Origin of the sequence: Stieleria magnilauensis (genome assembly GCA_007753675.1) — a bacterium.
GTDB lineage: Bacteria > Planctomycetota > Planctomycetia > Pirellulales > Pirellulaceae > Stieleria > Stieleria magnilauensis.
Genome location: CP036432.1, coordinates 7,722,391 through 7,747,195, shown reverse-complemented (window position 1 = coordinate 7,747,195; position 24,805 = coordinate 7,722,391). Strand labels below are relative to the sequence as shown.

The following is a 24,805-nucleotide window of genomic DNA, read 5'->3' as shown; positions in this document are numbered from 1 at the left end:
ACTCGGGCTAATACGCGGGCTAATACGCGGTGTCCTGTTTCCAGACCACCAGCACGGTCTTGAACAGAATTTTCAGATCCAGCCACATCGACCAGCGTCGAATGTATTGGTGGTCCCATTGAATCCGCTGCTCCATCTTTTCGATCGTCTCGGTTTCGCCGCGGCAACCGTTGACCTGTGCCAGCCCGGTGATGCCCGGCTTGACCTTGTGCCGCAGCATGTACCCGCGAATCAATCCTCGATACTGTTCGTTGTGGGCGGTCGCGTGGGGCCGTGGGCCGACCAACGACATCGTGCCTTCGATCACATTGAACAGTTGCGGCAACTCGTCCAGACTGGTTTTTCGCAAGATGCCGCCCAGCGGTGTGATGCGTGGATCGCCCTTGGTCGCCTGTTTGACGACCGGCCCGTTGTCGCACGTTCGCATCGAGCGAAACTTCCAGACCAGAATTTCTTTCCCGTCCAAACCGTATCGTTTTTGCCGAAAGAAAACGGGACCTTTGCTGGTCAGCTTGATTCCGAACGCAATCAACATCATGGGAATCGCCGCGACCAGCAAGCCTGCCGATGCGATCGCCACGTCGGCGATGCGTTTCAAGGCACCATCGACGCCGAACAACGGGTTCTCGAACACGCTGACCGCGGGCAAGCCGCCCATGTTGGTCCAGCGAGAGTGCAGCAATTCGAACACGAAAAAATCGGGAACGATGTAGACCGAGACTGTCGAATCGCTGAGTTGGTCCAGCAGGTATCGGATGCGATCTTCGGCGCGCATCGGCAAGGTCACCATCACGGTGTCGATCTGTCCGGCGCGACATTGATCGACCAATTCACTCAGGTTTCCCGACAGAGTGGCCTCGTCGTGTGACTCACCGTCACCGCTGTCCGCGGCGAGTTTGTCTTTCATGTCCGAAACGGACAACGAGGGGCGGTCTTCGACGCGATCGTCAAAGAATCCGACCAGGTTGAACCCGAGTGCGGGCTCGGCATCGATGTTCTGGGCCGTTTGTCGACCGAGCGTGTTGAGCCCGGCGATCGCCACCCGACGCGTCCCGTATCCACGACGTTTGGCCGACTGCTGGACAATCCGCAACAACATCCGGCAAAGCGCGACCGTCATCGGCGCCAGAATCGCCCAGGTGAACATCACGCTGCGGGCAAACACCTCACCATAACGCGTCGCAAATCCGATCACCGATAGTGACATCACCGTCATCACCCAAGTGATCATGATCGCGGTGATTTCATAGTCCGCGTTGCCACGGTCACGCGTTCGCGCCAGCCCGGTGATCTTGGACAGGATCAGGAAAATGATCACGGCCAGCAAGCCGAGCACGATTCCCGCATCGTCCATCCAGCCTCGCGCCACGATTTTGACCGCATACAGCGCCCCCAAAATGGAGAACGCATCGAGGGTCGGTTGCAGCAAATCCAACGGGTGGCGTTCACCCGCGATGGACGAGTGTTTGTCGAAAGAACGTTCAGGCATGGCGAGCGAGGTCTGGACAGGACAGGGGCGGCGTATCGAAACGAGACCCGATCGGAGTCTCGTTGGAAGCCTAGCTCGCTGCTGCGTCGTACCAATCCAGCCCCAGGTCCAACGACGTCGCTTGGTGCGTCAACGCGCCGCTGCTGATGCGTTCCACACCGGTCGCAGCAATGGCAGCGATGGTGTCGATCGTAACGTTACCGGAAACTTCCAATTCGACGTTGGGATTCAATTGATCGCGAAGCGCAACGGCGGCTCGAATGTCATCGAGTGAGAAATTGTCGATCAAGACGATATCGGGGCCGGCCGACAGAACATCACGCAATTGATCCAGCGTGTCGACTTCGATCTCGACGATCGACGGGGCCGTCATTCGCTGGACCTGACCGCCACGCCACTTCAACGCTTTTTCGACCGCTTCCCGAGGCGACATCGGCTGGCCAGCGGTACCACCGAGTTGCAAGTGGTTGTCCTTGATCAGAAATCCGTCGTACAGCCCGCGACGATGATTGCGACCGCCGCCACAAACCACGGCGTACTTTTCCAACAACCGCCAACCGGGCGTCGTTTTCCGGGTGTCAAAAACAGACGCCTTTGCCCCGGCGATCGCATCGACGTACGTTTTGGCTTGCGTCGCCACGCCGCACAGACGGGACAGCAGATTCAAAATGGTCCGTTCACTGGTCAGCAAGTCGCGGACATTCCCACGCAACCGCGCGATCGCTTGTCCGGGAACCAACGCGCTGCCATCGTCCGAGAGCACTTCCAATTCTAGGTCGGCTTCGAATTCATCGACGATCCACGGCAAGATCGCCAACCCGGCACAGACGCCCGATTCCCGCGGCACGATTTCACACCCGCCACGTTGCTCATCATCGACCATGCAAACACTGGTCCAGTCGACCGAATCGCTGAGGTCCTCGGCGATCGCCAGTCGAACTAGCAAGCGGGTGTCGTTCTCGAGGGACGAATCGGGGGTGACGGTGACGTAATCGGACATGACGGTTTGGTGGGGTTGGGAAAAACGCTAGCAACATCTATTTCGCGAAAGTCGACGGCAGACCACTCCTGGCGCCTTGCGGCTCACGCAACGATGCAAAAACATGAAGGCGGTGGCAGAAACTCTAACGCGACACAGTGGCGGCGTCCAAGCAGGCGCCGCAGGAGACGCCAAAAAGGCGAATGCGGATGAACGCTGAAACGAACAAGAGTTTACCATCGCTGCTTCATCCGGCCATTCAGAACGCGACCCGTGCGCTGTCATTGATCGCAATCGTCGGATTGGCGTTGTATTCGGGTTGGGCGGCCCGAGGTCGCCACCACGACGAGTCTCCTATCACGCTGCATCCCTTCCAAGTCGATCTCAATCGCGCCGCCGTGCACGAATTGATGCTGTTGCCGGGCGTCGGGCCGCGGACCGCCGAGCGGATTTTGGAGGACCGACAAACGAATGGCCCATTTCTTTCACTCGACGATCTCCAACGCGTGCCTGGGATCGGCCCCAAAACGATCCAAGAAATCGCCCCGCATTGCCTGCCGATCGTCGAGACAATCGCACCGCACCAGGAAACACTGTTCGCCGAGCGATGAGATCGCTGCCCGTTAGGCTGACGGAGAGACCCGTCGGGCGTCGCGACGATCGGGTTTTGGTTTCTCACGTTTCGACCCTCCCCTTGCTGCGCTCGACCCTTTTTGCCAGGGCAGCGGACTTGGGCGATGCCCAAGGCTATGGATGTAAAGGGCCGTTGGCCGAAACCATCCACTCAAAATCGATCTGACATGCAAAAGATCTGTAGATACTAATGCTGCCAGGGAGGGTGACTCTTGCAGTGCATCGGCAGATCGTTTTCAGATCAGCCGCTTGGCCGCGTCGCACAACGCTTGCGCGTCGGTCTCCGACTCGGCTTCGGCGATCATCCGCACGATCGGTTCGGTGTTGCTGCCGCGAACCAGCAACCAGCGATCGGGCCAGGCCAGACGCAGCCCGTCGCTCTCGTCGGCGCTGGCATCGGCGTATTTTTCGCGCAGTTTCTGAAAAAGCTCCGGCAAGCCATCGGTCGACACCGCGGCTTTGTCTTTACAGATCGCCAGTTTCGGCAGGGCATCGGCTAATTCCGCCAGCGACTTTCCCGTCGACGCCATCAGATCCAAGACCTGGGCCATGGCGACAAAGCTATCACGGACGTAACCGACACGCGGGTCGATCGGTCCGCCGTTGCCTTCGCCGCCATAGGTCGCCTTGCTGGCGATCATCTTGTCGGCGACGTTGGCTTCCCCGACGGCACTGCGATAGGCAGCAACTCCGGCCGCCGCGGCCAAACGCTCGCTCATTCCGCTGGTGGCCCCGTTGATCACGATTGGACCGCGAGTGGCGTCGTCAGCCAGCGCGCGTTGAACACACAGCGCCAACGTGTACTCTTCGCCGATGTAGCGTCCCTCGCCATCGATCAACGCCAACCGATCGGCGTCGGGATCTTGGCAGAATCCCACCACACATCCCGACTGGGCGACCGTTTCGGCGACCCCGGCCAGATTCTCGGCGGTCGGCTCGGGGACATGTTCAAATTGGCCGTCGGGTGTCTCGCCCAACGCGGTCACGTCGCAACCGAGCGCCGTCAACAGTCGCACACCCAACAAGCCTCCGGCCCCGTGATTGCTGTCGATCAGCACGCGGAACTTTGCCGCCCGGATCGCATCGACGTCCACCGTCTTCAGCACAGCCTCCAGGTGGGGCGCGTGTGGATCGGGTTCCGTTTGAGCGTCTCCGATTTGGTCGAACGGACACCAGGCGGCGGTCCCGTTGAGATACGCATCACGGATTTTCGCGCCGGTGACCGCGTCGAGCACCCGCCCGTCGCCGCCGAACAGCTTGATGCCGTTGTACGGCGGCGGGTTATGGCTGGCGGAGATCTGGACGGCCCCGGCGGCACCCGTTTGCTTCACCAGCACACCGATGGTCGGCGTCGACGCCACATCGGCATCGATCACGTCGCGACCACACGCCCGCAGCGACGCGACGATCGCGTCCCGCAGCATCGGACCGCTGCTGCGGCCGTCTCGCCCGACGATGATGCTGCCGGCAGGCAATTCCGCCGCGAAGGCCGCCACAAAGCTGCCCGCGACCACGGGCGTCAATGTTTCGCCGACAATTCCGCGTAGTCCGCTGACACTGATGATCAAATTGCTCATCCAAAGGTTCCGATTGCGCTAGAGATTCGGGACAAGGCGCCGTTACCGCCCATGGCACTTGACCGACCGGTCATTCGGACCACCGGTCGTTGCAAAGCACATCAAAAAACAAATAGAATCGCCAGCAACAGAATCGACAAGAAGACGTTTTTGCCTCTCCCCTTCAACACAGGCACCCTCTTGATGAACGCTACCGATGCCCTGGCCGCCGCAAAACAAGCCTCGTCCGACGGAAAACTGAGCGAAACTGCCGTCGAGAACATCCAATGTTGGCTGACCGAGGATCGCTATGCACTGTACCGCGATCAGGTCGCCGCCGAGATCGCCCAGGAAAAGTGGCAAGCGCTCGACGATGCGTTCTGGACCATTATCCCGTTCGGAACCGGCGGCCGCCGCGGCCGAATGTACCCGATCGGCTCCAACGCCATCAACGACCGAACGATCGGCGAAAGTGCCCAGGGACTGGCCGACTACGTCGTCGAATACCACAAGGGCCAAAAAGACCTGTCGTGCGTGATCGCCTACGACACCCGGCACAAATCGCGACACTTCGCCGAGCTGTGTGCCGGCATCATGGTCGCGGCGGGATTCAAGGTGTATTTCCTGGACGACTACCGTGCCACGCCGCAGCTGTCGTACGCGGTCCGTTACAAACAGTGCGATTGCGGCATCATGGTCACCGCCAGCCACAACCCGCCCAGCGACAATGCCGTCAAAGTCTATTGGTCCAGCGGCGCCCAAGTGCTGCCGCCACACGACAAGGCGATCATCGACAGGGTGATGAGCTGCGAAGAAATTCGCGTCACGCCCTTCGACCAGGCACTGGCCGACGGAAAAGTCGAAATGATCACCCAAGAAATCGACGAGGCGTTCTTAAAAGTCACCTCCGAGCAGGCATTCGAAGGATCGCGTGACGTTCGGATCCTGTACACGCCGCTGCACGGTGTCGGTGCCGAAGCCGTGATGCCGTTGCTGGCCGCCGATGGTTTTTCCGACGTCGAAGTCTATGGACCGCACGCCGAAAAAAGCGGTGACTTTCCCAACGTCCCCGGACACGTTTCCAACCCCGAAAATAAAGCGGTCTTCGAAGCGCCGATCGAACATGCCAAAGCCAACGGATTCGATCTGATCCTGGCCACCGATCCCGACTGCGACCGATTGGGTGTCGCCGCCCCCAAGACCCTGGATGCCTCGGGAGAGTGGGGAACGTTCAACGGAAACCAAATCGGCGCCCTGTTGGCCGACTACATCCTGGGCAAACGCAAAGAAGCGGGCACGCTGTCAGCCGACCACTACGTCGTCAAGACCCTGGTCACGACCGAACTGATCCGCAGCCTGTGCGACAGCTACGGCGTCAAATGCATCAGCGACCTGTTGGTCGGGTTCAAGTACATCGCCGAAGCCATGGACGCCAACGGCCCCGACAAGTTCGTCTTCGGAACCGAAGAATCGCACGGCTACTTGGTCGGACAGTATTGTCGTGACAAAGACGGCGCGGTCGCCTGCATGCTGCTCAGCGAACTGGCTGCCGAACTGAAACAACGCGGCGTGTCGATGCACGACCACCTCGCCGAACTGTATCGCACTCACGGACTGCACCAGGAATACTTGATCAATCTGGTGATGGAAGGCAGCGAGGGGATGGCCGCGATGCAACGGCTGATGAAGGCGTTCCGCGAAACCCCGCCAAAGTCGATGGCCGGGATCCCCGTCACACGCGTTCGCGATTACCTCAACAGCGTCGCCACCGACACCACCACGGGAGAACAATCGCCGCTGGACGGTCCGGTCGGCAACCTGATCATCATGGACCTGGCCGAAGCAGGCAACTATGTGGCCGCACGTCCCAGCGGCACCGAACCCAAGATCAAACTCTATGTGTTCACCAAATTGGCCGCCGACGAGTCGCAAGACCTGGACGCCGCCGCAACCAAACTCGGTCAGCGACTCCAATCGCTGGAATCCGACATGCGAACCTTTGCAAAAGAGAATAGCTGATCATTCAGGTAGGGCATGCTGTGCATGCCGATCGGGCTTCAGGCAAAGCATGAGCGACGCAAGCTGGAAGCGTACGCCACAGTAGGCAGCTACGGCAGTTCCAACAGACGCTTCGATTCTTGTAACAGAAACTCGGCGTCCATGAACGGCTCGTAGCTGATGTCTTGCCAGCGGACGCGACCGGTCGCGTCGATCAAAAACGTACCGTGCAACGGCTGGTCTTCGAAATCATCCCAGCAACGAAACGTCTTGAAGACTTGCTGCTCGCCATCAGAATACAAGGGCAACTCGAGCTTCTTGTCGAACGCTTTGATGCCCGTGATCAGGTCGTCGGTCGTCTCGGTGCTGATACCGACCAGATCGATACCCGCCTTGCGAAACGCTTCCACATGCGGCGCGAACGCGTGCAGTTGGTCGACGCAGTGCAAGCATCCAAAACCGAGATAAAAAATCAAGACTTTGGGGCCGTTGCCCAACTCGACGTCCGTGATGACGTCGCCCTCAGGCGTTTTCGCTTGCCACGATTCGGCCATGTAAGGCTGCCATCGAAACGGCCCCAACTCGTCCAACGGAGGACGCGGGCCGAGATCGCTCGCCGGTTCGGGCTTCTTCCTCCAGTCGCCCTCCGCTCCGACCGACTTCGCCAACTCCGACAGCCCGGCCAAGATCGGGGTGTCCAGATCCGCGTCGGCGGCGACGGTTCGCAGTGTTACAAATTGCTTTTTCGCCTCGTCCTGCTTGCCGTCCGTCCAGAGCAAATCGACCAGCACCGCCAACGGCAGCACTTCGGACGGTCCCGACTTGACCGCCCGCTCGGCGGCTTTGATCCCGGCGGAGCGATCTCCGGCCAGCCCCAGCCACTGAGCCTCCATCGTCGCGTCAAGTTTTGCGGCCTTGAGATGCTTGTTAAACGTCGCCACGTCCTTGCGTTTGGCCGCGGCAGCCGCAGCGACCCGTGCGATCACTGCTCGCAATGAATCCAACTCTTTCTTCAACTCCTTCGGATCGTCAACCTTTGACGTGTCAGCCTCGGTGCCGTCGCGATCGGCCACGTCCAGCAGGCGGCTTTGCAATTCGATTCGTTCGCGCTGCAATCGCCGAAGCGTTTTTGCGCCTTCGGATTTGTGCCCGGCCATGAATTGTGCCACGCCGAGCCATCCCAGTTCATCGCGACGGGTCTCTTGATGATCGGTCGGCAGCAACGACGGACCGCCCATTTCATCGATTAATTTCTGCCACAACCCGAAACGGGTCAACGTTTGGACCAGACGTTGACGCCCATACTTGTGGCTGCCACGTTTCTCCAACGAGTTGTAGTTCGGATGCTGGGGCAACGACACCAGATTGCGTGACAAATCCAAAGCGTCCTCAACGCGGCCAATGTGAATCAGATTGCGAACCAGCCATTCGTTGTTGTGGGCAAAGTTATGAATCTGGTCGGGCATCAATCGCGTGCGAATCATGTGCGCATGATCGACCCGCGCAGAAGCCTCTTGTTGCCAGGCGGCATCGGAATACCGTTTCAGCTTGGAATAGATGTGACCGGGCATGTGCCACATGTGCGCGATGCCTGGACTGGCCGGTCCGCACTGGGCAGCCGAAACGAGTGCGTTGTCCGGGCGTGCCGAATCCCACAAGTGAATTCGGTAGTGATGAGCGGGATGCGCCGGGTTGGCGGCAAAGATTTCACCCAATAACGCGTCGACGGCATAACGGCTGGTCAGTTTGACACCGTAGCGGTCGCCCATCCAAAGCTGGACGACGAGAAATGCTTTGGCTTCGATGTCATCGGGAGACTCGTGCAAGATTTTTTCCAGATCGGCGACGTAACGTTCACCGCGTTTCTTCTTTTCTTCTTTCTCACGGTCCCTCTGGTCTTTCGCCGACTCGCCGTCCTTTTTGCCGTCGCCCTTGTCCTGCTTGGGCAAGAAACGATCGAGCGCGTCGATGTACAGCTTTTCCCGATTCGAAGTATTTTTGGCGGATTTCGCTTTGGCCTGGTCGATAAACCCTCGCGCCCGGTCGTCGTTGTTGACATTGGCCATCGCCATTCCCCAGTACGCGATCGCCAGCTCGGGATCCTCCTTGGCGGCTTGGCGGAACGAACGTTCGGCTTCCAGGTACCAGAATCCGTGAAGCTGAGCGATTCCCTGTTCGGTGAACCCTTGCGCCGCCTCGGACTTGGTCGAGGTGGGAAACTCGATCGGCGCCATCCCCGGCATCATCACCGCGGCTTGTCGTGGGCCTTCGTTAAACGCTTCCCCGTGGTAGCTGTGGCCGGCGGCAACGGAATCGGTCTCCGCAGCATCCGCAGCATCCGCGGCATCCGCGGCATCCGCGGCGTGGAGACCTGCAAAAGTCGATCCGGCGAGAACAGCGGCGCAGAAAACGCGAAAAAGAATCATGTTCGAATGTGGGCCAGTGGGGTGGTGGGATTGGCGGAGGGACCCGAATTGTAATCGATCCAGACGCCACCGGCACCGAATCCCTCCGCACCGTCTGTGACGGCCAGGGCGCGAACCCCAATTGACCGGAGGTGTCCGATCGGTCGCGATCAATGCTACCAGCAGTGTTGAACGGGTCCGGATCGGTCCCCGGCTTGTCTGACTCATGGGGGTCTGTCCGTCGCTCGGTTCGCTTTCGACGGCTGATCCCATGAGTCCATTCTGTGGGCGTTTTGCGGGGCGTTGGGACGATGTCACGACGGATGCCGGCGCCGTTTGGGCTCTGATCGGGCATGCGGCGACGAAACAGACTTGATGGACGCAGCGCGATGGTTCAGGATGAAGCGTCGGCTCCATTCCCTTCGTCAGCAAACCGATGACAGAATCGATCTCCAAAGTGGCCGAGCGTGCGGGGCAATTCTTTAGGGGAAAATCACCGATTCACCAGGCCATGCTGCGTCTGACCAAGGCGCTTGGCGAGCTGAAAATCCCGTTCGCGATCGCCGGCGCCATGGCCTCCAATGCGCACGGCCACCGGCGGACGACGGCCGACATCAACATTTTGATTCGCGCCGAAGAATTGGAAAAGTTTAAAACGCATTACATCGGACGCGGCTGGATCAATAAATTCGAAGGCTCCAAGAACTTTCGTGATGCCGTGTGTGCGGTCGATATCGACGCGCTCCTTGTCGGTGGCTACCCAGGTGATGGGCTGCCCAAACCGGTTTCGTTCCCCGAACCGGAACAGGTCTCGGAAGTCAAGGAGGACGGAATTCCGTTCGTCTCGCTCAAGACGCTACTGGAGCTGAAGCTGGCCAGTGGCATGACGGCGCCGCATCGCCCCAGAGACCTTGATGATGTCATTCAGTTGGTCCGCGCCAACAGCTTGCCAAAAGACTTCGCCGACAAGTTGGAACCGTACGTCGCCGAAAAGTTTTGCGAGATGTGGCAAGCGGCGCAGATCAGCGATGAACACTAAGCTCACTCATAGGTCCATTTCAAAATCCAAGGGTCGTCAAACTCCTTTTGCATCGCCTTCAGTTTGGCTTTGTACTTTTCCAGGACATCCGCGTGACCGGAACTGGTTGCCAGGTTCGTCGACTCGTTCGGATCGGTTCGCATGTCGTACAACTCAAACTCCGGTCGTTGCACGTAGCGTCCGACCGTCATCTGCCCGTACGGCGCGTCATCGCCCTTGGCCAATTGGGCTTGCCAGCTGCTGGCAGCCCACAGGTCCGACGCGAATGGGTAGGGAAGCGGGTGGGCGATGTTCCAGATCAATTTGTAGTCGTTGTCGCGGACGACGCGCATCGGATAGTACATCTGGATTTCATGAAACGTGTGCGAGGCCATGATCGTTTCATGATGCGGCTTCGTCGGATCGGCCAACACAGGCATCCATGATTTGCCGTGGTACGAAACAAACGGCTTGTTTCCGTTTCGATTCTCCTTCAGCGCCTCGTCGCGTTCTTTCCAGAACTTGTTGGGATTGAGTGGGTTCTTGGGGCCGTTGGTTTTGGCGTCCAATCCGCCGGCAAAATCGAGCAGGCTGGGCGTGATATCGATGTGACTGATCAACGCTTGGGATTCGACGCCGCGGCGGGTTTGATACGGATCGCGGACGACAAACGGCACCCGTAATCCGCCTTCGTAAACGGTCGTTTTCCCACCGGCGAACGCCATCCCATGGTCACTGGTGAAGACGATCATGGTTTTGTCGAACAAGTCGGCCTCTTTCAAGATTTCGACCAATCGCGCCACCCCCGCGTCGACTCGCGAACAGGACTGGTAGTACTGCGCCAACTCTTCGCGCGTTTCAGGCGTATCGGGCAAGAACGGCGGCACGGTCACATCGGCAGGATCAAAAAAGACTTCGTTGACACCGGGGAACGATCCGCGATTCGGTTTGTTCCCGAACAGGTTCGGTTTCAGCTCTCGCTCGCTGGACTGATCCACCCCGCCGCCGCGGTGGGGATCGGACGTCGCAAAGTACAGAAAGAACGGCCGTTCGTCGTCACGATTGGTCAAGAATGCTTTGGACGTCTCGGCCATCTCGACGGCGTTTCGTGAATTCGCGTTGAGGTAGGTTTCGAACTGATAAACCGTCTCCGGAGCGACGTGGTACTTTCCGATCTGACCGGTGCGATAGCCGGCTCGCTGCATCACGCGCGGCAGCGCGAGTGAAACGACGTCATGAAACGACGCGAATTTGTGGTAGTGATGTTGGTGCCCGAATTGTCCGTTGCGGTGATTGTGCAAACCGCTCATCACCACACTTCGGCTGGCGCTGCAAGACGCGGTGGTCGCAAACGCGTTTCGGAAAACGACGCCATCGGCAGCCAACGCGTCGATCGCCGGGGTTCTCGCAGCCGTGTCGCCGTAACAGCCGAGCGTCGGACTCTCATCGTCGGTGATGATAAAGATGACGTTCCGTTCGGCGGCGCGGCCTGCCGTTGTCAAGGAGAGCCAAGAAGTCAGTGCGACGAGTAGAGAAAACGCAATTCGTGCGGACATCGGAAATTTGCTTGGGGGGCGAGAAAGGAGGGGAACCATGGCAGACTCGGTATTCTAATCGAATCCAGACCGTCGAGCGCGGTGGGGCCGGTGGCAGCTGGAAAGCCCGAGGGCTCGTGGCCTATTCCGCTAAATCGACAAGGTCTTGACCAGCGCAGGGCCCGTAGGCTCGCGCCAGTCGGCTGATGCTCAATTGACATCAGCCGGTTCGCGCTAGCGCGAGCGGCACCCATCAATGTCGATTCAGCGGTATTGCGCCCGCGCGCTGACGCAAACAAAGAGCCGCAGGAGGCCGCGGAACCAGGAAAACGCGGGTTTGTTAGATGCCCATCTGCGCCAACATGTCGGCGATCCGGCCGACGGTTTGGGTCAGCACGGGATGGGACTCCTGGAACGCATCGGTTTGCTCCTGCAACCGTTTGGCCAGGGTCGCCGAATCGACTTCCTGTTCGTCCAGGGTGCCGGAAATCTCAGCCACGGCACGACGAAGCCGCTCCGCCTCATCGGGCTCCAGGGTCTCAATCGACTCCAGCGCCGTATGCAGTTGTCGGAGGGCTTCTTCGAGTTCGTTTCGCATTGCAGAGCTGTTCTCGCCAAATCGCTTTCACAGGGGTGGGACACACCTGATATTAGACTATTCCGTGGACGCGTCTGCAAACTCCCCCAAGATATCCATCGTGGAGACAATTCCGACCAATCGGCCGTTCTCATCCAGGACCGGCAAGTGGTGGATTTGATCCTTCAGCATTCTTCGCACCGCTTTGATGATCGTCGCCTTGGCGTCCACCGTCGAGACCGATTCGCTCATGAACGACTGCACCGACTCACTGCCCATGCTGTGGATCAGTTTTTCCACCAAGAACCGTTGGCTGGCCGGATCGGCATGATCCAGCTCGTAGACGTCATCATCGACATCGCGGGTCATGTCGACCAAATCCGACGTCGACAGGATTCCGACACAGTGATCATCATTGTCGACCACCGGAAGCGTGGAGACACGGTTTTCTTCCATCAAGATCAAGGCTTCATGAATCGTCCCCGCCGCGTTGATCGTGACGACATCACGGTTCATGATGTCTTTGATTGGCCGGGTATAAACATCTTGTTGGGCAACCATCGTTGAGTCCCTTGTGAAAAAACGTCGGCGAGTGCAGAACTTGTTATACCGATCGCTTTCCGCACATGCCGTGCCAGCAAGAACAAAAAATGAAAGTCCGACGATCACCGCACAGAAACGTGCGTCGGCGTCACAGGGTGTGCGTTCCAATTCAACGCTTCGGCTGCCGCGAGCGACTATGACACACTCAAGCGACCGGAACCACAATTCGCTTGGCGATCCCGTGGATATCCTGCATGATCAACCGGGTTGCCTGCGGATCGGCCGACTCGGCGAATCGCTCCATCGCCAACGTCGGTGTACTGAACTGCGGCAGCCCCAGCGAACCGCTGGTTCCGCGAAGCCAGTGTGCCAGCGACGCCACGTCGTCCCATTGCTGCCGATCAATGGCAGCATCCATGTCCAACAGTTTGCCGTCCAATCGCTGCAGGAAATCGATCACGATCTCGCGGTACTCCGGGTCATCCATCGGCAGCGTGGAGTGAATCGGCTGCTCGGGTTGATCTGCTGATTCGCTTGAAACAGTTGGCACCGAAACGGCTCCTGAGGGAACGTCTTGCCGCGGCGACTCTTGCCGGGGCGTCTCGCGACTCGGCTCGATTGTCTCAAGTGGTGAATCGGCGACGTCACCGGGCAGATCGATGCGTGAGGCGAGGTTGTGCAGTCGTTTCAGTGGCTGCTGACAGGCGGCGGCATCACCGGCCTTGGCGTGCCGCTCGAGGGCAAAGGCGGGATCGACGAACTGTTCAAAGCCCGCGCTTCCGCTGACGCCTTTGAGCCAGTGTGATTCAGCGGCCAGGGCATCAAAGTCACAATCGTCGAGCAGCTGATCGAGCTGGGGCAATCGCGAACGCAATGCGTCGACAAAGTCCTGCGCGATTTCCAAGAAGTCGGGATCATCCAGGGGATAACTGCACGTGATTCTCCCTTCGTCTTCGGCGGCGGTCTCAACCGGCGGGTCGACCGCACCACTCTCCGGTGAGGGCACGGACTGTAACTCGTCGGCCATGGACTCGTCGGCCGTGGCCCCATCGGCCTGAGTGGCCTCGGTGGTTACTGCGCCCGGTTCGTCTCCGAGTTCCTCGGCCAAGGTTTCCAGCAGATGATCGATTTTGATCGGCTTGGACAAGAACCCGCTGCAGCCCGCATCGAAGCACTTTTCCTGATCGCCCTGCATCGCGTTGGCGGTCAGTGCAAAAATCGGTTTGCTGTACCCGGAGCAACGCAACTGGCGCGTCGCGGTGTAACCGTCCATCACCGGCATCTGCATGTCCATCAGGATGATGTCGAATGACTGTTCGTTCGTCGCGTCGATGGCCTGCTGGCCGTTTTCCACCGCGACAACTTCGGCGCCGGCTTGGCCGAGTACCAACTGCAACAGTTTTCGGTTGGGAGAACCGTCGTCGGCGACCAGGATCTTGCAGGGCGGCAACTGCCGCACCTTGGCTTTGCCCGACGCGGATTCCTCTTCGGCCTCGGCCTGGTCGGCGGGGTCAACCAGTTCCAGTTCGTCGGCGCTTCCGATGGTGATTCGAATCGTAAAGGTGGTGCCTTCGCCCGGTGTGCTGACCAATGAAATATCGCCGCCCATCGCTTCGGCGAGTTGCTTGCTGATCGCCAGCCCGAGCCCGGTGCCGCCGAACCGCCGGGTGATCGACGTGTCCGCTTGGGCGAACGGCTCAAACACCTTGGCTTGGGCTTCGGGTGAAATCCCGATCCCGGTATCGGTGACGTCGATGGCCAAGACCAGGTTTTCGTCGCTTCGTCGCTTGGACGCGTCTTGATCGATCCGCGCGACGATTTCAACACCGCCTTGGTCGGTAAACTTGATCGCGTTGCCGGCGAGGTTCATGATCGCTTGCCGCAGACGAACCGAGTCGCCCTGCATCGTCTTGGGCAACAGACCTTCATTGCGGAATTTGAGCGAGATGCCTTTCTCGTCGGCCTTGCTGCGGAGCAAGGAAACGACTTCTTTGATCAATTTGTACGGCGAGCAAGGCCCCAGTTCCAGTTCCATCTGCCCGGATTCGACCTTGGACAAATCCAAGATGTCGTTGATCAACGCGAGCAGGTGTTCGCCGCTGCCATGAATCGTATCAAGGTATTCCTGGCGATCGGTCACGGACGTGTCGAACCCGCGACGCAGCACGTCGGTGTAGCCCAAGATGGCATTCATCGGCGTTCGGATTTCGTGGCTCATGCGTGCCAAGAACTCGCTCTTGGCGCGATTGGCATCGTCGGCGGCGCGCTTGGCGACGGTCAGATCACGTTTGGTTTCCTCCAATTGAGTCACGTCATCGAAACTGACCAGCACGCCACGACACTTGCCTTCGCTGCCCTGCACGGGCGAGGCGTTTGCGATCAGCGTCCGAGCCGGTTGTCCGGGTTGCTTCAGCTCGATCATGCCCCCCGAAACCACCGATTCGGAGATCACCGCTTCGTGCCACGGCGAACCTTCCAGGTGATCCAAATTCCAGGGCAACTCGTCTGCTTTCTTGCCCAATAGCTTGTCGGCTTCGCTGCCGACCCAATCGGCGAAGGACTGATTGGCCAACACGACACGCCCCTGTCGATCCAACACCAGCAGACCTTCGGCGAGATTGTCGAGTGCCGTCCGCACTCGCTTGGGAACCGTTTTGGAGGGATCCAAGTGGGCCAGCATCTTCTTCAAGTAGAGCTGAAACAGCAGAAAGCTCGCTAGGCAGACGAATACGGTCAGCAGCATCCAAGGGTCGGTGAACGTTGCCATCCAACTGTCGTCATGCAACGAACGAAAACACAACTCCACCGCTCCCCAGCGGTCCTTGCCGCTACGAATCGGAACGCGGACGTGCGTGTCGGTCGACCGACTCGATTCATCCTTCGGCCAGACCGATTCGTGATGACCGAACACCGACACCAAGTCTCCGTTGGCCCGGCGAACACCAGCGGAAACGACATCATCGTTTCGCTCGACCACCGCCTCAAGCAATTGGTCCAAGCGACGGGTTTCGCCGTACGAGATGTATTCCGAACTGGTCAGCGCGATTGTTTCGCAAAGATTACCGCGTCCTTCACGAATCGCCGACTCGCGTTCCGGCACCAGTCCCAGCATCATCGCTCCGGACAGCACCGACAGCAGCATGCAGACCAACCCGAGCGAGATACGCGTTTTGGCGTTGAGTCTCAAAAAATTCATATAACGGTTTCCCCGGATCCCGTTGGCTGAAGCACTGGCTGGAGCACTGGCTGGAGCACCGTCTGGCCCTCCGTCTCAACCGGTCCGCTGTTCTCTCGTTCTTTTTCGGTCTTGTCCAACATTTCTTCTAAAGAGTCGTCGTCCGTGTCGTCGTCATCGTCCAATTCGTTCAGGACAAGCAGTGGGTCGACAAAACTCCAGGCCGGTAAATGAGCCAATAAGCTGGTCGCCAACAAACCACCACGAACGGTCCACATCACATAGCCGACCGAAAGGGCGCCGGAGAAACCCGCGAACGTGCCTGCGAAGTAGTACGGCGCGATATCCGATTGTTTGATATCGTCTTGCAGATTCTCCATGTCGCCCCAAAGTAGCTTGCTGTCGAATTTGGCGATCCCAAGGATTGAAACACTTGCGCGGGTTGAGTCGATTCGTGACTGGCGGCTGACACGGCCAGTCTCGCTATCGGACAAACTGGCGATTCGCTCCGACTCCTGGACGGCATCGGTCAGGTCCGGCGTGCTGGTGGGCATGATGCTCAGCGTCAAGATTTCGTCGTCCGTCGTCTGAATGACCGCGCCTCCGGTCAACACCAACGGAACGTCAGGGTTCAGAATCGCGTCTGGAAGAATCGCCGTGGCAAGCTCTGATTCACTTTCGCCCTCGGAATCCTCTTCGTCGACCGGCGGTTCCGGCAATGTTTCCGGCTCAGGTTCTGGATCGGGGCCGGCACTCAAAATGTCCGCCGGTGTGACCTCGCTGAGGTCGTTGGGCTTGGCGACTTGAATCGTGACCGTCGTCGGGGCGCTCGTCGCGATACCGTCGGTCACGGCGTAGGTAAACGTGATCGATCCCGTGAAGTTTGCCGCCGGCGTGAACTGAAACGAGCCATCGGCGGCCAGTGTCAGTGTCCCCGTGATCGGCCCCGAGACAGGGATCACCGTCAACGCATTGCCGTCCAAATCGAAGTCGTTGGCGAGCAATCCGCCGGCACCGATGGTCAGTGTTTTGCCGACTTGCGTGACAAAGTTGTCGTCCGCTGCCGTCGGCGCGTCGTTGACGGTCACGATGTCGACGCGAGCCGTTGCCACGTTGCTGTTGGCTAAACCGTCATGGGCGACGAATTGAATCAGCCGAGTGGTCGCGTCCGGATTGGCCGAACTGTTGTTGTAGGCAATCGTTCGCAGGACTTGCTGGTAGTTGGCGACCGTGTCAGTTCCGGAAAGTGTCAACGTGCCGGCGGCATAGGTGGCGGTGATGGAGGTTCCGCTGGTGTCCGCCGAGAGCGATTCGCTGGCCCCGTCGAACATGTTGCTGATCACGACGGACAGTTGGGTCAGGCTGGGCGAATCAATGTCGGCGAGCACTGCGTCGGCCGAGTCGGCGATCGCGACCGGCCCGCCGCCTTCGGTGAACGTTGTGTCGAAGTCTGCACCGGTCGCACCGCTGGAATTGTTCGCGTCCAGATCGATCGTCGGAGCCGCATTGACGGACGTGAGATTGACGGTGACCGAACCGAGATCATTCAAAGCACCGCCGCTGCCCTGGGCCCCCGCATTTCCGTCATCGAATGTGAAGTCAACTTGAACGCTCGATGGCGGCATGACGCTGCTGTTGGCATACGAAATCTGTTGCAGGACGCTGTTCACCCGTGCGGCAGTGGCGTTGCTGTTAAACGTCAGTACCAACAGGCCACCGCTGTTCGTGGTGACGGTTCCGATGGTGGTCGCGCCGACAACCAGGTTGCCGCCCTGGACCAACGGATCAAGCGTTCCGCTGCCGTCAAACACGTCGTCGGCGTTGGCGCCGCCGTTTCGCACCAACGACAGGGTTGCCCCGCTAAAGTCATCGGCCGCCCCCAATTCCGCATCCGCGATGGTGGCGTTGTTGTCCAAGATCACCGCCGATCCGCCTTCGACAAACGTCGGTGTATGGTCAAGGCCACTGAACGCCGGCGAATCGTTGACCGAGGCCACGTTCACCGTTACATCGCGCGCGGCGCTGGTGCCGCCGTCGCCGTCATCGAGTGTGAAACGAATGGTTCGCGACGAATTGGTGGGTTGGTCGGTGTCGGTGTTCCGGTAGGTGATGTTCTCGATCAATGCGTCGCTGGAGATCGCTGTGGCGTTGGCGTTGAACGTGACCACCAAATCCGCACCGGCGGTGCCGCCGGTCATCGTGCCGATCACGACGGGGCCGCCGCCAAAGTCATACAAGACACTGCTGCCGGAAACGCTGATGTTGCCCACGCCAGGGCCTTGATCGCGGACGGCCAAGACATCTTCGGCGGCATCACCTCCGGCGAAAACCGACACGGTCAGGTTTCCTGTGTCGAAGTCTGTCGAGTCGCCATCGCTGACCGTAACGTTGGTTCCCTGTTCGATCACCGTCGCCGCATCGCTTTCGCTGTAATTGAGCGTGTCGCCGGCCAGGTTGTTGATTGTCGGAGCGACGTTGACCGCAATCGACGTGCCCAACGAGAAATAGTTTCCGTCAGCCAGGTTGACGCCCGTGAACGTGACGAGCTTGGATCCCGCGTTGTAACTGGTTGCGGCAACCAGCGACGCACCGCTGCTGAAATCCGCATCGCCATCGACAATGAGATTAAAATCCGCCGCCGTTGTGCCGGTGTAGGTCAACCCGCTCAGATCAAACGTGATCGTCGTGGTTCCGACGTCGCCCGTCTCGTCGACGCGCCAGATGCGGGCGAGTCGATCCGCCACGCCTGCCGGCTCTGCGGTCACTTCACCCAACGCAGCATCGTTGTTCCCCCACATCAGGAACTCCCGATCGTCCTGGTTGGACGCGGCCGACATCGTGACGATGGCATCGCCGTTGTCGGATCGAGATTGTCCCTGAGCCAGCATCGATGCGTTGTCTTGTCCGATTCCGGCGATGTCGTTGTCGTATCCGGTGTTCGTCGCAGCGTTCCAGACGACCGCCCCCATCGAATCGAGGTAGTTCGTGCCGGTGGTTTGATCGAGCGTGAGACCATATTTGATGGCCAGATACGAGTCCACTTTTAATCGATCCGTCGCACTGAGGTCCGTCTTAAAGATCACGATTTCGCCGACGTCCAGATCATCGTTGAATCCTCCGCCCGGATACTCACCCAAGAAGAATTGCCCGAATTGAGTGTTGTCCAGTGGAGCGCCGACGCTTGCATTTCCCGATGCGGTTTGCCGACCATCGATGTTGATGCTCAGGCCGGCGGGACTGCCGGGCGCCGTTTGGGCATTGATAATGTGGTATCCGGCACTCGGCGCCGAAGCGGTCAATTGATCATTCGTCAGATCGCCAAAGTCAAATCGAATGTCGTCTTCGAGATTCACCCGGTTGCTGAGCGTGTCAATCCACTGCAACATCACTCCATTGGAACCGTTGGTGCTTCCGGCGAGGAAAAGGGAGGCGGAATCGGTTCCAAAGAGGTCGGATCCCAAAACGGTGAGGTCCGCCAAATGATCATCGATGCCATCAAACGAAATGATCGGGTTAAAATTCAAGCCGGACGCGATCAGATCGGGGCGCTGAGTGGCGAGGACTTGTTGCAGATCGGACAGCGTCGCGTTGGTGACCTGGTTTTCCCATTGGCTGACCCCGCCCAAGCCGATGGTGACACCGGCGTCAGCCCTCAACCACAACGCCAGACCGCTCAACACGCCTCCCGGTGCACCTTGCACGACGTTGACCGTGGCGTCGTGATTCAAACTGACCGCGCCATCGCCGTCATTGACGGTGAAGCGAATCGTACGTGTTCCCGTGGTCGCGGCGACGGTGTCCGTATTCTCGTACGTGATGTTCCGCAACAAGGCAGAGGTCGCTGTCGCGTCGGCGGATGAATTCAGCGTCACGACCAGGTCTGCGCCGCCGCTGCCACCGGCCCAGGTTCCGATCAACACCGATCCGGCACCAAAGTTGTAGAAGACGCTGGAGCCCACGACGCTGATTTCAGTCGGGTTTGTTCCCTGGTTGCGAATCGCCAGCACGTCTTCACTGGCGTCGTTTCCGGCGGCGATCGAAACCGACAGGCTACCCGAGTTGAAATCGGCCGAATCGACGTCAGCCACTACCGCATCACCGCCCTGGTCGATCACCAGGGCACCGGCACCCTGGATGTAGGCGAACCCGTCACCGGCGATGTCAGCTAACGTCGCCGCGTCGTTCACCGCTGCGACGTTGACGGTGGTGTCATGGTCGGCGCTGCTGCCGCCATCGCCATCGTTGAGCGTGTATCGAATCGTCCGCGACGCGGTGGTCGGGTTATCGGTGTCGACGTTCTGGTAGGTGATGTTCTCGATCAAGGCGTCGACGGCGGTCGCGTTGGCATTGGCATTGAAGAGCACCACCAAATCCGCACCTGCAGACCCACCGCTAGACGTGCCGATCCCGACCGGACCGCCGCCGAAGTCGTACAGCACGTTGCCGCCGGAAAGGGAAATGTTTCCGACGCCCGGACCTTGATCACGGATTGCCAGCACGTCTTCGGATGCATCGCCACCGGCGACGACCGACACGGTCAAACTGCCCGCGGCGAAGTCGGCTGAATCCACGTCGCTGACCGTCACGTCCCCGCCTTGCTCGATGACTGTTGCCGAATTGCCTTCGGTGAAATTGAGCGTGTCACCGGCCAGGTTGCTGATCGTCGGGACGTCGTTCTGTGCGGCAACGTTCACCGTGGTGTCATAGTTTGCAGACGTTCCGCCGTCGCCGTCGTTGAGCGTGAATCGAATCGTGCGGGCGGAGGTCGTGGGATTGTCGGTGTCGGTGTTTTGGTAGGTGATGTTTTCGATCAACGCATCGGCCGACACGGCGGTGGCATTGGCGTTGAAGGTCACGACCAGATCGGCACCCGCCGTGCCCCCGGTAAACGAACCGATCACGATCGGCCCACCGCCGAAGTCATACAAGACGTTGCTGCCGGAAACGCTAATGTTTCCGACACCCGGGCCCTGGTCACGGATCGACAGCAGATCTTCGCTTGCATCACCGCCTGCGAGAATCGCCACCGTCAGATTGCCGGTGTCGAAATCAGCCGAATCGCCGTCAGTCACGACCGCGTTGACGCCCTGCTCGATGACTTTCGCCCCATCGCCTTCGCTGTAAGAGAGCGTATCGCCGGCCAGCCCGGTGATCACCGGAGGCCCGGCACCGACGGCTTGGAAGTTGTTGCTAAATGCCGCTGTATTGTTGCCGGAATTGCGATGCGTTGCGGTGATGTAATCGCCGACAGGAACGGTGGCGGTGATTAGCGAGGTAAACGTCCCGGAACCGTCGGTCACGAACGTGTCGCTGCCGAGATAGACCTTCCCTTCTTCGGTGGCCGACGTGGGATTGGAGAAGAAATCGACTATCAAGGTGACTCCTGGTCCTTCGGAGTACGTGCCATCGATGCTCAGCGTCGTCCCCGTCGTAGCGGCATTGGCCAATGTCAGTGGCGTCGGTTCCGTGTTGGCGCCACTCGCGGGAACCAGAAAGATGCCAGATCCCGAGACATCGAAGATGCTGTTGCCGCTAATCAGGTTCCCGGTACCACCACCGAGTTCGATACCATGTTTGAGCGGTTCCAACGAGGAGATCGTGTTGCCTTCGCCCGGATCGCTCCCCCCAAAGACGTTATTGTTCCCATCACTCACTATGGCACTGGCCTCGTTACTCATCGCCAGCGATGAATTGCCGTCCCGATCGACTCCGATTAAGTTTCCTTGGATGATGTTGCCGGTGGTCGTGGCGTCCTTGAGGTGAATTCCCGACTTCTTGTTACCGGAGATCAGATTGCCTTCGCCTGCCCCCGATCCGCCGATCTGATTGTTCGACGATCCGTTTTGGATGTAGATTCCCTCGGCTTGGTTCTGCAAGTTAGACAGGCCGTCGGCGGTCGTCCCGATATAGTTCCCTTGAATCGTGTTTCCATTGTTGCCCGATCCGGCGATCAGAATCCCTTCGAGTTTGTTGCCGGAGATCACGTTGCGGTCGGCAGGCGCGGCACCGCCGATCTGATTGTTCGCCGAGAGAACATTGATCGCGGCGTCATCGTTTGAGATAGCCGACGTACCGGTGATGTTGGTTCCGATGAAATTGCCGACGATCGTGTTGCCGTTGGCGGTGATCTCGATACCACTCTTCTTGAAGCCACGAATATTGAGCCCGCGGATCGTGCTGCCGCTGCTTGCCAGCGTCAACCCATCCACGCTCAAACCAGATGGAAATCCGTCGATGGCGATTTTCAATACCGCGTCGTTGCCCACTGCCAACGTGTTGGCAGATGCCCCCGTCTGTGTGTAGCCGTCAATGACAACAGCTTCTGTAATTGTCGGCAGCGCGCCGAGGATCGCATCGATGTTGATGACATGGGGGCCGGCACCCGCAATATCGAAATGGATTTCATCCAGCCCGACGGTGCCATTAGCGGCGAGGATCGCTTCACGCAACGAGATTTCCCCATCGCCGCCCTTGTTGCTCAGCAACGCACTGATGGTTGACGAGTCGGGTGCATCCAGCACATCGTCGGCCGTCGTCACGATCAGCGACGGCAATTCGAATGCCCCGATGTCATACGCCGCGTAACGCGACTTGCCTCGCTGATCGATTGCCGGCGCGCCGACTGTGGTGCCGTTGTCTCTCGCTTGACTGGTCCTCTGGAGGGCATGAGTCAGCGTGTAGCCACCATTATCGGCCAGCGGATTCAAATTGGGGTCGACGCCGGTGATGTCGCCCGGATCGAATCCCGTGCCTCCGGTTGTGTTCTCAATCAGATTCGATCCGTCGCTGGTGAATCCGCCGAACACATCAGGATTGACCGAGGCCGTGTTGTCTCCGATCAACGTGTTGGTGATCGTCACGACCGGCCCGCTGTCATCGTTGAAGATGCCGCCACCGTCGACCGCGGTATTGGACGCGATCGTGGAATTCACCAAGTTGACGGCCGCTCGCGTCCAAATCCCACCTCCTTCACCTGCCCCCGACACCGAATTGCCGCTGATCGTGACGTTCGTCAGCGAAACGTTCGATGACGAATTCGCGACGTAAATCCCGCCGCCGAATTCGGCCGTATTGTTGCGAATGGTGACCCGATTGAGCGTCAAATCTTCCGTGTTATGAATCCCACCGCCGGTCGGGCTTCCCCCGCCGCCGGTGTTACCGGAGATGTCAACATCTGTCGCGGTAAGCACTCCACCATTGAAAATCGCAGCACCTTGGTCCGCCGTATTGCCCGTCAGCACGACTCGGGCGAGATCGACCACGCCACCAGAACTAACATGGATTGCACCGCCCTTGGTGTAACCACCGCCACCCTGAATCGTCGCATCGGAGAGGTTCAAGGTTCCGTTGACGTCAAAGCTTCGGGAGACGCCGGCTCCGTCAATGATCGTGGTGCTGCGATCGGCACCGTTTAGGGTCAGGTCATCCAGCACCCCCATGTCGGTCGCTAACGCATTCGTATACGTCCCTGCCGGCAGCGCAATCGTGCTCGCGCCGACCACCGCATTGTCATTCAGCACCGCCTGTCGCAACGATCCTTGTGAAAAACGATTGTTCACAAGGTCGTGATCGGCATCAGCGGTGTGAGAGACAGATTGAAAACTAAATCCGTAATCGACGGTCACATTGCTTCCCGAGAGGACGACGCGTGTGACGTGTTGTGCCGTGGTCAACGAGGTCGCATCATCGGAAACGCCCGCTTGCATGCCGCCAAAGTGGGCGCCCGCTGCCCCAGAAAAACTGTAAGAAACGCCATCGAACGATACGCTTCCGGTGTCGCCGAACGTTTGTTCCGCCCAAACATCGCCCTGGGCATAGCCGAAATTGAATCCCGCATCCGGCGCGATTTGCAGCGAATGAACGATCACCCAGTAGGTCCCATCGGCCAAACCGTTGATGGAGTACGCGCCCGTCACGTTTGTGGTATCTGTACCGACAAGACTGTCGCCGGAATCAGGCGCATCAACCGTCGTCCCGTCGTCCAAGTAGATATCGACCGTGACACCGCCGACCCCTACACCATCGTCTGCGACGTCGCCGTTTCCATTAACGTCCTCATAGATCTTTCCGTCGATTCTTGATCCAGCCAGCAAACCGTACCATTCCCGCTGAAGCGGTGAACCGAACGCAATGTCAGTGTCGATTCCGCCGACGACAAATTCCAAATCCCAGTCGCCCCCTAGCGTTTGCTGTCCCGTCTTGTCGTCGCTGGCCGCGACATCACAGTTGCACAGTTCCCCGAGCGACCGCACCAGTGCCCTACCATCATCACTCGCCGCCAAGTCACAGCCGTAGATCAACAGGTCGGCCCCGTCCCGCAGCGAATCGTTCCAACTGGCAATGGATCCAGCGTGGGCATCCAAGTTGTCAATCGAAAGCCAAGTGTTGCCCAGTTGGAACTGGCCTTGGGTGCCGTGTGAGACGAAGTGAACGGCGTCCACGTCCGTGTAGCCGGAGAGGATCTCGCCGACCTGGTCGATCCCGTTGCGTGCCCCGTCGAGCAAATAGATTTCCAAGTCCGCGTTTCCGCGATCGGATCGCAAGTCGTCGAGCAGTTGTTGGTAATCCTCGATTCCCGCATCGACGAAAACCAGTTCCAAACGACGGGATTGTTGCGACTGGTCGTCCGATTGCTTACCGCTTCCGACGTCACTCACCGTGTCGGCGGCAGTAACATCGATCGCTTCGGGCTCGTCCACGTCCACCCCCGTACTTGCCAGATCAACCGGCGGCGCGATCGGCGTTGCACTGAACAGCAATCGCTTCTCCAACACTGCCGCGTCGAGCAAATGCCTGCCTCGGCCTGCCAACGAAGAATCGTTCTTTCGTTTACGACTGAGCCAGGGCATGGCGGAATCTTGGGAGAGCCGGAATCTGGAAGGGGGACGCGTCTCTAA

General features: G+C 59.1%; 12 protein-coding genes. 3 read left to right on the top strand and 9 right to left on the bottom strand.

The features are described 5' to 3' along the window. Window positions 1–19 precede the first annotated feature (19 nt). Window positions 20–1,489 carry an undecaprenyl-phosphate glucose phosphotransferase gene (locus TBK1r_RS27490; protein ID WP_145218111.1) on the bottom strand — a complete coding sequence of 490 codons (1,470 nt, stop codon included), beginning with the start codon at window positions 1,487–1,489 and terminating at the stop codon, window positions 20–22. Window positions 1,490–1,559: 70 nt separating this feature from the next. After that, on the bottom strand, window positions 1,560–2,489 hold the full coding sequence (gene nadC / locus TBK1r_RS27485) for a carboxylating nicotinate-nucleotide diphosphorylase (protein WP_145218109.1): 930 nt from the start codon (window positions 2,487–2,489) through the stop codon (window positions 1,560–1,562). Between the two features lie 188 nt (window positions 2,490–2,677). On the opposite strand from nadC, the gene TBK1r_RS27480 reads away from it, so the two are divergent. Further along, window positions 2,678–3,079: a ComEA family DNA-binding protein gene (locus TBK1r_RS27480; RefSeq protein ID WP_419580459.1), complete on the top strand. Its 402-nt coding sequence runs from the start codon at window positions 2,678–2,680 to the stop codon at window positions 3,077–3,079. Between the two features lie 258 nt (window positions 3,080–3,337). Here the strand turns inward: TBK1r_RS27480 and glmM are convergent, their stop codons facing one another. Further along, window positions 3,338–4,678: a phosphoglucosamine mutase gene (gene glmM / locus TBK1r_RS27475; protein WP_145218105.1), complete on the bottom strand. Its 1,341-nt coding sequence runs from the start codon at window positions 4,676–4,678 to the stop codon at window positions 3,338–3,340. A 183-nt stretch (window positions 4,679–4,861) separates the two neighbouring features. Between glmM and TBK1r_RS27470 the strand changes: the two genes are divergently transcribed. Continuing rightward, complete coding sequence (locus tag TBK1r_RS27470; RefSeq protein ID WP_145218104.1) at window positions 4,862–6,676, top strand: phospho-sugar mutase; 1,815 nt, start codon at window positions 4,862–4,864, stop codon at window positions 6,674–6,676. Window positions 6,677–6,765: 89 nt separating this feature from the next. Here the strand turns inward: TBK1r_RS27470 and TBK1r_RS27465 are convergent, their stop codons facing one another. Beyond that, window positions 6,766–9,081, bottom strand: coding sequence for a redoxin domain-containing protein (locus TBK1r_RS27465; protein WP_419580458.1), 2,316 nt, complete (start codon window positions 9,079–9,081; stop codon window positions 6,766–6,768). Between the two features lie 415 nt (window positions 9,082–9,496). On the opposite strand from TBK1r_RS27465, the gene TBK1r_RS27460 reads away from it, so the two are divergent. Continuing rightward, entirely contained in the window at window positions 9,497–10,099 is a 603-nt protein-coding gene (locus TBK1r_RS27460) for a hypothetical protein (protein ID WP_145218100.1), read from the top strand. Between the two features lie 2 nt (window positions 10,100–10,101). Here TBK1r_RS27460 and TBK1r_RS27455 read toward each other — a convergent pair whose 3' ends face one another. The 5 genes from TBK1r_RS27455 to TBK1r_RS27435 form a co-directional block, all read right to left on the bottom strand. Further along, window positions 10,102–11,634 carry a sulfatase family protein gene (locus TBK1r_RS27455; RefSeq protein ID WP_145218097.1) on the bottom strand — a complete coding sequence of 511 codons (1,533 nt, stop codon included), beginning with the start codon at window positions 11,632–11,634 and terminating at the stop codon, window positions 10,102–10,104. Between the two features lie 319 nt (window positions 11,635–11,953). After that, window positions 11,954–12,211, bottom strand: coding sequence for a DUF4404 family protein (locus tag TBK1r_RS27450; RefSeq protein ID WP_145218095.1), 258 nt, complete (start codon window positions 12,209–12,211; stop codon window positions 11,954–11,956). Between the two features lie 57 nt (window positions 12,212–12,268). Next, a complete protein-coding gene (locus tag TBK1r_RS27445) occupies window positions 12,269–12,751 on the bottom strand; it encodes a CBS domain-containing protein (RefSeq protein ID WP_145218093.1) in 483 nt (160 codons plus the stop codon). Window positions 12,752–12,938: 187 nt separating this feature from the next. Then, the gene (locus TBK1r_RS27440) at window positions 12,939–15,929 is read right to left on the bottom strand and encodes an ATP-binding protein (RefSeq protein WP_145218091.1); all 2,991 of its coding nucleotides are present in this window, start codon (window positions 15,927–15,929) and stop codon (window positions 12,939–12,941) included. Beyond that, the gene (locus tag TBK1r_RS27435) at window positions 15,926–24,757 is read right to left on the bottom strand and encodes a DUF4347 domain-containing protein (protein ID WP_145218089.1); all 8,832 of its coding nucleotides are present in this window, start codon (window positions 24,755–24,757) and stop codon (window positions 15,926–15,928) included. Before TBK1r_RS27435 ends, TBK1r_RS27440 begins: the two co-directional genes overlap by 4 nt. Between the last annotated feature and the right edge of the window lie 48 nt (window positions 24,758–24,805).